General features: G+C 71.4%; 11 protein-coding genes. 3 read left to right on the top strand and 8 right to left on the bottom strand.

What is annotated here, in order from left to right; genetic code table 11:
- Nucleotides 1-9: 9 nt before the first annotated feature.
- Genes iolB through LPC04_RS17380 form a run of 7 tightly spaced genes read right to left on the bottom strand, consistent with a single transcriptional unit; the run spans nucleotide 10 to nucleotide 8683 of the window.
- Entirely contained in the window at nucleotides 10-837 is an 828-nt protein-coding gene (gene iolB / locus LPC04_RS17410) for a 5-deoxy-glucuronate isomerase (RefSeq protein ID WP_275683523.1), read from the bottom strand.
- The gene (gene iolE / locus LPC04_RS17405; RefSeq protein WP_275683522.1) at nucleotides 834-1748 is read right to left on the bottom strand and encodes a myo-inosose-2 dehydratase; all 915 of its coding nucleotides are present in this window, start codon (nucleotides 1746-1748) and stop codon (nucleotides 834-836) included. The genes iolB and iolE overlap by 4 nt, the downstream gene beginning before the upstream one ends.
- 23 nt (nucleotides 1749-1771) lie before the next feature.
- On the bottom strand, nucleotides 1772-3628 hold the full coding sequence (gene iolD / locus LPC04_RS17400) for a 3D-(3,5/4)-trihydroxycyclohexane-1,2-dione acylhydrolase (decyclizing) (RefSeq protein ID WP_275683521.1): 1857 nt from the start codon (nucleotides 3626-3628) through the stop codon (nucleotides 1772-1774).
- An 11-nt stretch (nucleotides 3629-3639) separates the two neighbouring features.
- The gene (locus LPC04_RS17395) at nucleotides 3640-5631 is read right to left on the bottom strand and encodes a bifunctional 5-dehydro-2-deoxygluconokinase/5-dehydro-2-deoxyphosphogluconate aldolase (protein WP_275683520.1); all 1992 of its coding nucleotides are present in this window, start codon (nucleotides 5629-5631) and stop codon (nucleotides 3640-3642) included.
- A 1-nt stretch (nucleotide 5632) separates the two neighbouring features.
- Nucleotides 5633-6421 (bottom strand): ATP-binding cassette domain-containing protein, encoded by a 789-nt coding sequence (locus tag LPC04_RS17390; RefSeq protein ID WP_275683519.1) that lies wholly within the window; start codon nucleotides 6419-6421, stop codon nucleotides 5633-5635.
- 17 nt (nucleotides 6422-6438) lie between these two features.
- Nucleotides 6439-7623, bottom strand: a complete 1185-nt coding sequence (locus LPC04_RS17385; RefSeq protein ID WP_275683518.1) for an ABC transporter permease — start codon at nucleotides 7621-7623, stop codon at nucleotides 6439-6441.
- Between the two features lie 25 nt (nucleotides 7624-7648).
- Entirely contained in the window at nucleotides 7649-8683 is a 1035-nt protein-coding gene (locus LPC04_RS17380; RefSeq protein WP_476748705.1) for a sugar ABC transporter substrate-binding protein, read from the bottom strand.
- A 197-nt stretch (nucleotides 8684-8880) separates the two neighbouring features.
- On the opposite strand from LPC04_RS17380, the gene LPC04_RS17375 reads away from it, so the two are divergent.
- Genes LPC04_RS17375 through iolG form a run of 3 tightly spaced genes read left to right on the top strand, consistent with a single transcriptional unit; the run spans nucleotide 8881 to nucleotide 11952 of the window.
- Nucleotides 8881-9912 carry a Gfo/Idh/MocA family oxidoreductase gene (locus LPC04_RS17375; protein ID WP_275683517.1) on the top strand — a complete coding sequence of 344 codons (1032 nt, stop codon included), beginning with the start codon at nucleotides 8881-8883 and terminating at the stop codon, nucleotides 9910-9912.
- A 43-nt stretch (nucleotides 9913-9955) separates the two neighbouring features.
- Entirely contained in the window at nucleotides 9956-10897 is a 942-nt protein-coding gene (locus LPC04_RS17370; RefSeq protein ID WP_275683516.1) for a MurR/RpiR family transcriptional regulator, read from the top strand.
- A gap of 59 nt (nucleotides 10898-10956) precedes the next feature.
- Nucleotides 10957-11952, top strand: a complete 996-nt coding sequence (iolG, locus tag LPC04_RS17365) for an inositol 2-dehydrogenase (protein ID WP_275683515.1) — start codon at nucleotides 10957-10959, stop codon at nucleotides 11950-11952.
- A gap of 27 nt (nucleotides 11953-11979) precedes the next feature.
- On the opposite strand, the gene LPC04_RS17360 is transcribed toward iolG, so the two are convergent.
- Nucleotides 11980-12570 (bottom strand): TetR/AcrR family transcriptional regulator, encoded by a 591-nt coding sequence (locus tag LPC04_RS17360; protein WP_275683514.1) that lies wholly within the window; start codon nucleotides 12568-12570, stop codon nucleotides 11980-11982.
- Nucleotides 12571-12592 lie beyond the last annotated feature (22 nt).

The raw sequence follows: 12592 nt of genomic DNA, 5'->3' as shown, positions 1-12592 counted from the left end.
GCGGCGCGCTCAGGCCGCGCGAGTCCCCGCCGGCGGTGCCAGCATCCATTCGTGCGCCGGATCATTGCGGAAGACCCACAGCCGGTGCGGCCCGGCCATCACGTTCAGGTAGTAGAGCTCGTAGCCATGCGGCGCGACGACGGGGTGATAGCCGCGCGGCACCATCACCAGGTCGTGGTCTTCCACGGCGCACGCCTCGTCCAGGCTGCGGTCGTCGGTGTAGACGCGCTGGAACGCAAAGCCCTGCGGCGGGTTGACGCGGTGGTAGTAGGTCTCCTCGAGCTGCGTCTCGGCGGGCGGCGCCTCGACGTCGTGCTTGTGCGGCGGGTAGCTGGACGAGTGGCTCGCCGGCGTGCGCACCTCCACCACCAGCAGGTGTGCCGCCGTGGGGTCGTCGTGCGGCAGGATGTCGCAGATGTAGCGCGTGTTGGTGCCGCGGCCGCGCACGCTGCGCCGCATGGTGCCGGGCTCGATGCGCCGCACCTCGCGCCGCGCGTCGTCGGCGGGCGCGCTGCACAGGGCGACCTCCGCCGCCGTCGAGGCCGTCATCGTCACGGCGCGGCCTGCCGGCACGTACAGCGCGGCGGGGGCGGCGTCGTCGAAGACGCTGGCGCGGCCGCCGAGCCCGGCGTGGACGACGCCGTCGACTTCGACGTCCACCGTGCCGCTCAGCACCACCAGGCACAGCTCGCGATCGCCCGTAGCCAGCGACTCGGCGTCGCCGGGCGCCAGCCGCAGCGCGCGGAAGCCGACGTGCTTCCAGCCCGCCTGCTCCGGCGTGACGGAGACGATCTCGCGCCCTTCGCGGCGCGCCTTCAGCAGCAGCTTGCTGGTCATCGCGCGGCCTTCGCGTCGATCCGGTCGACGATGCGCCTCAGCGTCTCGTAGCCCTTCTTCGCGTAGGCGTAGCTGGGCGCGACGGCCGGGTCCTGCTCGGCCTCGACGACCAGCCAGCCTTCGTAGCCGGCGCCGTGCAGCAGCGTGAGCACGGCGTCGAAGTCGATCACGCCGTCGCCCGGCACCGTGAACGTGCCGTTGATCACGCCGGTGAGGAAGCTCCAGCCGTCGTTGCGCGCGCTGCGCACGACGCGCTCGCGCACGTCCTTGCAGTGGACGTGCACCACGCGGGCGAGATGCTTCTTCAGCTGGCCGGCGACGTCGGTGGCGCCGCCGTAGTACGCGTGTCCGGTGTCGAACAGCAGGCCGACGTCGGCGCCGGTGAGCGCCATCAGCTTGTCGATGTCCTCCGGCGATTCGACATACGCGCCCATGTGGTGGTGGTAGGCCAGCGTGAGCCCGTAGGTCGCCTTCAGGTGCGCGCCGAAGGCGTCCAGGCGCTGCGCGTAGGCCGTCCAGGCGGCGTCGTCGGCGAAGCGCGGGCGCTTGGCGAGCGGGGTGTCGATGCGGCCCTGGATCGAGCCCGCCACCTCGCCGTAGACGACGACCTTGCAGGCGTTGAACTGCAGCTTGGCCATGTGCTCGCGGCAGCCTTCGATCTCGTCGGCCAGCGTGCCCTCGGCGAGCCGGCCGGAATACCAGCCGCTGACGCAGGCGACGCCGTACTCGGCGAGCTTGGCCTTCAGTGCGGCCGGTTCCTTCGGGAACTTGTTGCCGAGCTCGAAGCCCTGGTAGCCGATCTCGGCGCCTTCGCGCAGGGCGGTCTCGAGCGGCGTGTCGCCGCCCAGCTCGGGCAGGTCGTCGTTGCTCCAAGAAATCGGGTTGATGCCGATGCGGATGTTCCAGGTCATGAGGTGTCTTCGCGAGTGGGGTGTCAGGGACGCTGCGCGCGCTTGGCCTCGCGCGATGCGGTGGCGGCGGCATCGACGGCAGGGCGGTCGGAGACCTGCGGCACCGCGACCTCCCACCAGCAGCCGCCGTCGTCGGTGGTGCGCGCGTGGGTGGTGTCGACGACGATCACCTGCGTCTTCGTGGCGGCGCGGGCGCGCGCCATGGCCACGCGCAGGGCCGCGATGTCGGGCACGTGCACGCTGTCGGCGCCGAGCGCGGCGGCGTGGGCCGCGAAATCGATGCGGACGTCGGCGCCGCCCTCGGCCACGCAGTCGTCGAGCAGGTTGTTGAAGCTCGCGCCGCCGCACGCCGCCTGCAGGCGCTGGATGCAGCCGTAGCCGCGGTTGTCGAGCACCACGACGATGAGCTTGCGGCCCAGCATCACGGAGGTGGCGATCTCGGAGTTGAGCATCAGGTAGGACCCGTCGCCCACCATCACGATGACCTCGCGCTCGGGCCGCGCGATCTTCACGCCGAGCCCGCCGGCGATCTCGTAGCCCATGCACGAATAGCCGTATTCGACGTGGTAGTTGCCCGGCGCGCCGGCGCGCCAGAGCTTGTGCAGTTCCGCCGGCAGCGTGCCCGCGGCGCAGACGACCACGTCGCCGCGCGGCGAGTCCGCGGCGGAATCGCGCACCGCGCCGATCACGTCGGCGTCGTAGGGCAGGGCGTCGGTCGCGGGCGACGTCGTCAGCGCGGAAACGCGCTCGTTCCAGGACGCCGCGCCGCGGCGCGCCTGGGCCGTCCAGCCCGCGTCGGCGTGCCAGTCGGCCAGGGCGGCGGACACGGCATCCAGTCCGATGCGCGCGTCGCACACGAGCGCGTCGCCATGCCACTTGTGGGCGTCGAACGGCTGCACGTTGATGCTCAGCAGCCGCGCCTGCGTGAACAGCGTGTGCGAGCCGGTGGTGAAGTCCTGCAGCCGCGTGCCGACGGCGAGCACGAGGTCGGCCTCGCGCGCGCAGTCGTTGGCGGCGGGCGAGCCGGTGACGCCGATCGCGCCGGCGTTCAGCGGGTCGTCCCAGGCCAGGCTGCCCTTGCCGGCCTGGGTCTCGGCCACGGGGATGCCGTGCGCCTGCGCGAAGCGAGCGAGCGCGGCGCCGGCCTCGGCATAGAGCACGCCGCCGCCGGCGACGACCAGCGGCCGGCGCGCGCCGCGCAGGAGCGCGATCGCGCGTTCGAGTTCGGCGGCGTCGGGCGCGGGACGGCGCACGCGCAGCGTCGCCGGCGCGAGGAAGGTCTCGGGGCAATCGAAGGCCTCGGCCTGCACGTCCTGCGGCAGCGCGAGGCAGACCGGGCCGCACAGCGCGGGATCGGTCATCACGCGGATCGCGTGCGGCAGCGCCGTCAGGATCTGCTCGGGACGCACGATGCGGTCGAACAGGCGCGTGACCGGCCGCAGCGTGTCGTTGACGCTGACGTCGCCGCCATGGAAGTCCTCGAGCTGCTGCAGCACCGGGTCGGGCGCGCGCGACGCGAAGGTGTCGCCGGGCAGCAGCAGCAGCGGCAGCCGGTTGACGTGGGCGAGCGCCGCGGCGGTGACCAGGTTGGTCGCGCCCGGCCCGATGCTGGTGGTCACCGCCAGGATGCGGCGGCGCATGTGGGCCTTCGCGTAGGCGATCGCGGCGTGGGCCATCGCCTGTTCGTTGTGCGCGCGCCAGGTGGGCAGGCACGCGCGCTCGGCCTGCAGCGCCTCGCCGAGGCCGGCGACGTTGCCGTGGCCGAAGATCGCGAACACGCCGCCGCAATAGGGCACGACGCTGCCGTCGTCGAGTTCGATGCGCAGCGCGGCGAGGTGGCGCACGATGGCCTGCGCGAGCGTGAGTCGGATCGTCTTCATGGTGAAAGCTTTCAGGCCGGGCGCAGCGCCGGCTGCATGTCTTGGGCAGGCGCCGGGGCGGACGTGGCGGCGTGCGGCCGCGTGGCCCGCCAGGCGTCCACCAGCGTCTCGAAATTCGTGGCGACGGCGGCCACGAAGGCCTCGTCGTCGAGCCGCCCGCCCAGCCAGCCGCGCGCGGGTTCGGCCCACAGCGAACGGCCGACCATGAAGCCCTTGACGATCGGATGCGTCGCGGCCGCGAAGCCCGCGGCGAGATCGGCCAGCGGCTGGTTGAGCCCGAGGATCACGGCGCCGCGGCAGTGAGGGTCGCGCGCCGCCACGAGCGCCGCCAGTGCGCTCCAGCCGGCCGCCTGCATCGGCGCGAGCTTCCACCATTCGGGCTTCATGCCGATCGTGTACAGGCGCTGCACGGCGCGCAGCACGGCGGCGTCGGCCTGCGCGGCATCGCCGCCAACGCGCGGCGGGATGACCTCCAGCAGCAGCTCGTGCCCGGAGTCGCGCGTCGCCGCCCACACCTCCTGCAGCCGCGCTTCCTGTTCCAGCCGCAGGTCGACCGCGTCGTCCGGGTGATAGAAGACCAGGCACTTGACGACCTGCTCGCGCGGCCACTGCACGAGCCGCGTGCCCAGCGACGGACCGGCGTCGAAGCGCAGCGGGCGCGAGCCGGGCAGCTCCACCGGCCGGCCGACCCACCAGCCGCGTCCGGTGGCCGCGTGCAGCGCATCCTCGCCGTAGTGATCGTCGACCAGCACGCCCAGGCGGCCCGCCAGGCCGCGACTGGCCTCGACACGCTCGGCGGCGCGCACCAGCAGCTTCTTGAGCGCCGGCAGGCGCGATTCGGGGGCGCCGGCGGCGCGCGCGAGTTCGTAGAACTGGCTGCGGTGGTCGAACGCCAGCACGTTGAGCTCGTCCCAGCGCGGGCGCGGCGCCGTCGCGCGATGCAGGTGCGCGAGCTGCGCGTCGGCCGCGACGTCGGCGTTCCGGTGTCCGCCGAACCAGTGCGCCAGCTCCGCGGGCGTGGGCATCGCCGGCGCGCACGCGTGGCGCGAGACGACGATCGCGCCGCAGGCGTTGGCGATGCGGGCCGCGCTGGCGAAGTCCTCGCCGCGCAGCAGGCCGGTGAGCAGGCCGGCGGCGAACGCGTCGCCCGCGCCGAGCACGTTGAGCACCTCCACGCGCTCGCCCGCGCAGGTGGGCGCGTCCTCGATCCGCGCCGGCACCGGGCCGGCCACCAGGCAGCAGCCGAGCGGACCGAGCTTGACGACCAGCGCCGCCGGCGTGATCTCGCGCACGCGGCGCAGCGACGCGAGCAGGTCGCCCGCGACGCCGCCCGCGATCGCGAACTCCTCCTCGGTGCCAATCAGCAGGTCGAACTGCGGCAGCAGCTCCTGCAGGCTCGCGGTGACGCGCGCGTCGGGCACGAAGCGCGTCTGCCCGTCGCCGCGCTTGGTCAGGCCCCACAGCACGGGGCGGTAGTCGATGTCGAGCACGCGCAGGGTGCCGTGCCGGCCCGCGTGCGCGAGCGCGCGGGTGGACGCCGCGCGCACCACCGGCTGCGACAGGTGCGTGCCGGTGATCAGCAGCGCGCGGCAGTCGGCGATGAAGTCCTCGGCGATCGCGTCGGCCGAGATCGCCATGTCGGCGCAGTTCTCGCGGTAGAACAGCAGCGGGAAGGTGTCGCGGTCCTTCAGGCCGAGGATGGCGAGCGCGGTGAGGCGTTCGGGGTCGACCTGCACCATCGACGTGTCGCAGCCCTCGCGCTGCAGCGTCTCGACGAGGAAGCGGCCCATCTGCTCGTCGCCGACGCGCGAGACCATCGCCGCGCGCAGCCCCAGCCGGGCCGCGCCGAACGCGATGTTGGCCGAGCTGCCGCCGAGGTACTTGGCGAAGCTCGCGACGTCCTCCAGGCGCGAGCCGACCTGCTGCGCGTAGAGGTCGACGGCCAGGCGTCCGAGGCAGGCGAGGTCGAAGCGGCGGCCCGCGGGGATGTCCAGGAAGTCCATGTCAGATCGTCACGCCGTCGAGGTCGTGCATCAGCGTCTTCATCTCGGCGCCGCCGGCCATCATGTCGAGCACGGCCTCCTTCGAGACGTCGGCCTTCGCGTACGTGCCCATCGACTTGCCGCGGTTGAGCAGCGTGAAGCGGTCGCCGATCGGGTAGGCGTGGTTGACGTTGTGCGTGATGAAGATGACCGAGATGCCGCGCGCCCGTGCCCGCGCGATCAGCCGCAGCACGTTGACGCTCTGCTTGACGCCCAGCGCCGCGGTGGGCTCGTCCAGGATCAGCACGCGCGCGCCGAAGTGGATCGCGCGCGCGATGGCCAGGCACTGCTTCTCGCCGCCGGACATGTTGCCCACCAGCTGGCCGGCGTCGCGCACGCGGATGCCCATCTCGGCGAGGCGCTCCGCGGCGGTGCGTTCGGCGAGCGCGTGGTCCATCACCGGCAGCGCGCCGAACAGCCGCCGCATCGGCTCGCGGCCCATGAAGAAGTTGCGCGCGACGCTCATCAGCGGCACCAGCGCGAGGTCCTGGTAGACGGTGGCGATGCCGACGTCGAGCGCCTCGCGCGGCGACTTGAAGCGCACCGGCTTGCCGTCGACCAGGTACTCGCCCTCGTCGGGCGCGTGGCAGCCCGCCAGCATCTTGATCAGCGTGCTCTTGCCGGCGCCGTTGTCGCCCAGCAGGCAGTGCACCTCGCCGCGGCGCAGCTGCAGCGTGATGCCGGACAGCGCGATCACGGGGCCGAAGTACTTGCTGGCGTTCTCCAGCTGCAGGATCAGGTCCGTCGTCATGGGCGCTCCGGCCGCGTTCAGCGCCGGCCCAGCGCGACGCGCCGGCGGACGTAGTTGTTGAACAGCACGGCCACCAGCAGCATGCCGCCGAGGAAGACGCGGTACCAGTTGTTGTCGATGCTGGTGTAGCCGATGCCGATCTGCACGACGCCGAAGATCAGCGAGCCGAGCGCGGCGCCGATCACCGAGCCGTAGCCGCCGGTCAGCAGGCAGCCGCCGATCACCGCGGCGATGATGGCCTCGAACTCCTTCTGCAGCCCGCGGTCGGCGGCCGCCGAGCCGGCGTCGGCGACCTGCAGGATCGCGAACAGCGTCGCGCAGAACGCGGTCAGCATGAACAGCGCGATCTTCACGCGGGCCACCGGGATGCCGACGTTCTTGGCCGCGACCGGGTCGCCGCCGACAGCCAGGATCCAGTTGCCCGCGCGCATCTTCGCCAGCATGAACGCGCCGAGCGCCGTCAGCGCGAGCCACCAGACGACGACCTTGGGCACGCCGATCGCGAGCGCGGTGCCGTCGTCGCGCGCGGCGATCCAGCCCGCGTGCGCCATCGCGTCGAACAGGCCCGTGAGCACGTGGCCCTGGAACAGCGCGTGCACGACGGGGTCGGCGGCGATGAGCTCCGCCAGCACGGCCGGGCCGTTGCTGGAAAGGATGGTCTTGCCCGTGAGGATCACGGACAGCGCGAGGCTCAGGCCCCGCAGCACGAAATAGAAGGCCAGCGTGACGATGAAGCTGGGCAGGCCCGTCTTCACCACCAGCCAGCCGTTGAGCGCGCCAAGCGCGCAGGCGACGCCGATCGCGAACAGCGCCGCGAGCCACACCGGCCAGTTCCAGTAGAGGCAGGGGATCGCGAGCATCATGCCCGCGAAGCCGATCATCGAGCCGATCGACAGGTCGAACTCGCCGGCCACCATCAGCAGCGCGGCGCCGACCGCGATCACGCCGAGGAAGCCGGCGACCGTGCCCCAGTTCACGATCCCTTCCGCGCTGAACATGCCGGAGCCGTGGGCCCCGAACGCGAACAGCAGGAAGACGAGCACCGCTCCCGACAACGCGCCGGACTCGGGCCGCCCGAGCAGGCGCCGCCACAGGCCGACGCTGCGCAGGCGCTCGTCGGGCGCCGCGGCGGTGGAAGCGGATGCCGCGGGCGCCGCCACTTTCGTGGCGACGACCGGGGCCGTGGACGTGGGGATGGCCATCGCGTTCTCGCAGGTCAGCGTTGCATCAGCGGTACTGGCCGGCGTACTTCTCGACCTTGCCGATGTTGTCCTTGGTCACGAAGCCCGGGCCCGACAGGATGTGGCGCGCGCCGTAGACGGGCAGCAGCCCGTACTCGTCGAAGCGGGCCTTGACCTTCGGGTTGTTCTTCACGGCCTCCGACACCTTCTTCAGGTCGGTGGTGTGCATCTGCTTCATCGTCGCCATCACCGCGACCGGGATATACCCCTGAAGGTACGGCTGCTGGTCGATCGCGAACTGCACGGAGCCGTCCTTGATGCCCTTGGCGATCTCGTCGCTCAGGTCGAAGGTGGCGAAGTAGATCTTGCCCTTCAGGCCCATCTTGTCGATGGCCTTCATCGACGGGCTGGCCGACAGCGGCCCGAGCGCGAGCACGGCCTGCGTGCCGGGGTTCTGGCGCAGGTAGGCCTGCACCTTGGCCTCGACGCCGCTCGGATCCTCGCCGGAGTCGAGCGTGGACTTCTTGAAGTCGGCGCCGATCGCCTCGGCGAAGCCGCGGCAGCGCTCGAACGAGGCCGGGTTCGTCGCGTAGTGGTTCACGCACAGGAAGCTCTTGATGCCCGCGGCCTTCGCGCGCTCGCCGGCACCCTTGCCGGCTTCGTACTCGGGCTGGCCCACGTGCATGATCGCGCCGAGTTCCTCGCTCTGCTTGGTGGTGCCGGAGTTGATCGTGATCAGCGGGATCTTCTTGTCGGTGACCTTCTTCAGCGAGCCCTTGAGCACGTTGTAGTCGGCGATCGACGTGATGACGCCGTCGTAGTTCTGCGCCGCGGCCTGCTCGATCAGGCGCGACATGTCGGCCAGGTCGCCGCTGGGCGGATTGCGGTAGTCGACGGTGACGTCGAAGTCCTCGCCCGCCTGCTTGACGGCGTTCTTGATCGTGTTCCACCACGAGTCGGAATCCGGGGCGTGGCTGATCAGCACGTACTTGCCTGCGGCGTTGGCGGCACCCAGGCTCATCGTCATCACGGCGGCCAGGGCCAGCGTCTTCAACACGAGGCGTTTGCTCAGTGGTTTCATGAATCCAGTCTCCTTCGTTATAGGGCGTGTCGGTGCTGCGGCCCGCGACAGGCCGGAGCCGCCGTTCGGGACGTGACGCATCGTAGGCAGCTTGAAATTGTGATTCTATTGGTGCAACTACGTAGAAAAAGTTTTCCATTTACCGGATCGCCGACCTATCATGCGCAGCATTCGCACCGACCTGGGACCGCCTCGAGATGACCGCTTCGCACCGCCCTCCGTTGAAGATCGGCATCGCCGGCCTGGGCCGCCTCGGCAAGCGCCACGCCGAGCAGATCGCGCTGCGCACGCGCGGCGCGGAGCTGGTCAGCGCATGCAGCCCGGTCGCGGCCGAACTGGGCTGGGCGCGCGAGTCGCTGGGCGTGCAGACGCTGCACGAGGACTTCGCCGCCTTCGTGCGCGATCCGCAGCTCGACGCCGTCGTGCTGGTCACGCCGACCTCGCTGCACGCCGACCAGACCATCGCTGCGCTCGAGGCCGGCAAGCACGTGTTCGTCGAGAAGCCGCTGGCGCTCAACGTGGAGGATTGCGAGCGCGTGGAGCGTGTCGCCGCCAGGCGTCCCGACCTCGTGGCGATGGTGGGCTTCGTGCGCCGCTTCGACCCGAGCTACGCGCGCGCCGCGGACGACATCGCCGCCGGCGCGATCGGCCGCCCCTTCGTCGTGCGCTCGCAGACCTGCGACCAGAACGACCCCGACGGCTTCTTCGTGCGCTTCGCGCCGACCTCGGGCGGCATCTTCATGGACTGCAGCGTGCACGACATCGACCTCGCGCGCTGGCTGCTCGGCAAGCCGCGCGCGACGCGGGCGTTCGCGAGCGGCACGATCGCGCTGCACGAGGGGCTGCGGCCGCTGGGCGACGTCGACAACGGCATGGCCATCGTCGAGTTCGAGGGCGGCCAGCGCGCGGTGCTGTACGCCTCGCGCACGTTCGCGCACGGGCACGACACCCAGACCGAGATCATCGGCACCGCGGGCCAGCTGCTGGTCGGCCAGGGCGGCGCGCGCGACCGTGTCGTCACCAGCGACGCGAACGGCGTGCATCGGCAATCGGTGGCGGACTTCTTCGAGCGCTTCGGCATCGCCTTCGAGCGCGAGATGCAGTCCTTCGTCGCGTGCTGCCGCGGCGAGCAGGCGATGTCGCTCGAACTGTCCGACGCCACGCAGGCCACGCGCATCGGCCTGGCGATCACGCGCTCGCTGCACAGCGGGCAGCCCGAGCCGGTCTGACGCCGACCTATCATCGCCGCCTTCTCCAACGCACGCCGAACCGATGCCTCCCGTCGCCGCCTCCCGCAAGCCCGCCGTCAAGACCGTCCGCCGCACCAAGGCCGCGCCGGCGGCCGACGTCGCGGCGAACGCCGCCACGGCGCTCCCGGCCAGCCACTCGCCGGCCGTCGACGCGCTGCTGGAGCGCATCGGCGCGGAGTTCGGCCTGCTCAGCCGCCAGCTCAAGCTGATCGCGCACTATGTCGAGCAGCATAGCGACCACCTGGGGCTGGAGAAGATCCAGGACGTGGCCGAGCGCAGCGGCGTGCAGCCCTCCGCGGTCGTGCGCTTCGCCAAGCATTTCGGCTTCTCGGGCTACAGCGAGATGCAGAAGATCTTCCGCGACGGCATCTCGCAGCGGCTGGCCCCGGAGCACAACTACCAGGCGCGCATCCGCGACGTGATCGACCATGCGCAAGGCCGGCTGTCGAGCGCGGACATCGCCAGCGAATTCATCGGCGGCGCCATCGCCGGCATGCGCGAGCTGCAGCGCAACGTGCAGGCCTCGGCGCTCGACGACGCGGTGGAACTGCTCGCGCACGCGCCCTCGATCTGGGTCACCGGCGCGCGCCGCTCGTTCCCCGCGGCGAGCTACCTGACCTACGCGCTGCAGCATGCCGAGCGGCCGATCCATCTCGTCACCGGCGTCGGCGCGATGCACGAAGGCCAGCTGCGCGGCCTGCGTCCGGGCGACGTGATGGTGGCGATCAGCTACGCGCCGTACGCGCAAGAGACGCAGCTCGCCGCACGGCTGGCCTGCGAACGCGGCGCGAAGCTGATCGCGCTGACGGACAGCCGCATGAGCCCGCTCGCCGCGAGCGCGACGGTCAGCCTGCTCGTCTCCGAGAGCAGCACCTTCGGCTTTCGCTCGCTGACCAACACGATGGCGCTGGTGCAGAGCCTGTTCATCGCGCTCGCCTATCGCCTCGAGCTCGACATGCCCTGAGGCGACCTCGCGCTCCCCATCCCGTCTTCCCGTCCCGCTTCCACTGATCGGAGTTCCCCATGAAGAACGTCGCCGTCTTCGGCGCCGGCCGCATCGGCCGCATCCACGCCGCCAACCTCGCCGCGCTGCCAGGCGTGACGCTGAAATACGTCTGCGACCCCATGGGCGACGCGGCCGCGCAGCTCGCGGCGCAGCTCGGCGCCCAGGTCTCCACGCCCGAGGCCGTCTTCGCGGACGCCGGCATCGACGTCGTCGCCATCGCCGCGCCGACCGACGCGCACAGCGACCTCATCACGCGGGCCGCGCAGTCGGGCAAGCACATCTTCTGCGAGAAGCCCATCGACCTGTCGGTGGCTCGCGCGCAGGCCTGCGCGGAGGCGGTGCGCGCGGCCGGCGTCGCCTGCATGATGGGTTTCCAGCGCCGCTTCGACCCGACGTTCAACGAGGCGAAGGAGCGCCTGGCGCGCGGCGACATCGGCAAGCCCGAGATGCTCGTCGTGACGAGCCGCGACCCCGGCGCCCCGCCCGCGCACTACCTGAAGGGGTCGGGCGGCATCTTCCGCGACATGCTGATCCACGACTTCGACATCTTCCGCTGGATCCTGTGCGCCGACGGCGACGAGGCCGAGTGGCTCGCGGCCACGGGCTCGTGCCTCGTCGACCCCGAGATCGCCACGGTGGGCGACATCGACAGCGCCGTCGTCACGCTGCGCACGCGCCAGGGCCGGCTGGCCCAGATCAACGCCAGCCGCCGCGCCGCCTACGGCTACGACCAGCGCTTCGAGATCCTCTGCTCGAACGGCATGCTCCAGTGCGGCAACCACCGGCCCAGCGAGGTCGTGCAGTCCGACGCAGCGGGCGTGCATGCCGACAAGCCGGAGCATTTCTTCCTGCAGCGATACCGCGAGGCGTATCGGCTCGAGCTCGCGCACTTCTTCGAGACGCTGCAGTCGGGTGGGGCGTTCCGCACGACGATCGAGGACGGTGTCGCGGCGCAGAAGCTGGCCGATGCGGCCAGCGAGTCGTTGGCCAGCGGGCAGGCCGTGAGGCTCTGACGCCGCGTCTCGCGGCGGCCGCTCCCGCTACGGGCGCGACAGCCCGAGCCGCGCGAGGACGCTGTCCCGGCTTCGCTGCAGGATCGAGTCCGACTGCGCCTTGTCTCCCACCGCCCGCGACAGGGCCAGTGCGCCGATGAGTTCGGCAACGACGGAACCAGCCGCCGCATCGGCGTCCGCGTGTTGCAGCGCGCGCAGCCGTTTCGCGACCAGCTCCGTCAAGCCCGCGACGATGGCGCCGTAGTGCTTGCGCGGCGACGCGCCCAGGCGCGCCACGTCGCCCGCGACCCAGGGCAGCGGGCACGAGGTCTGGTCGTTGTCGCGGTGCTTCGGCGACAGGTAGAAATCGATGTAGGCCCGCAGCGCCTCGTCGGGGCCGAGGTCGCCGGTGACGGCCTCGAAGCGGCCGCGCGCCTGCAGGATCATCTCCTTGATCGTCTCGTCGATCAGCGCGTCCTTGGAGTCGAAGTGCGCGTAGAACGCGCCGTGCGTGAGGCCGGCCTTGGCCATCACGTTGGCGACGCCCATGCCCGGGATGCCTTCGGCGCGCATCGTCTTGCTGGCCTCGGCCAGCACCTTCGCGCGCGTCTTGGCCTTGTAGTCGGGTTCGTATCGCATGGCTGTCTCCAATCGGGTCGAT

The organism is Scleromatobacter humisilvae (assembly GCF_023231945.1).
Taxonomy (GTDB): Bacteria; Pseudomonadota; Gammaproteobacteria; order Burkholderiales; family Burkholderiaceae_C; genus Scleromatobacter; species Scleromatobacter humisilvae.
The sequence above is the reverse complement of the archived record's forward strand: the minus strand, read 5'-3'. Positions and strand labels throughout refer to the sequence as shown.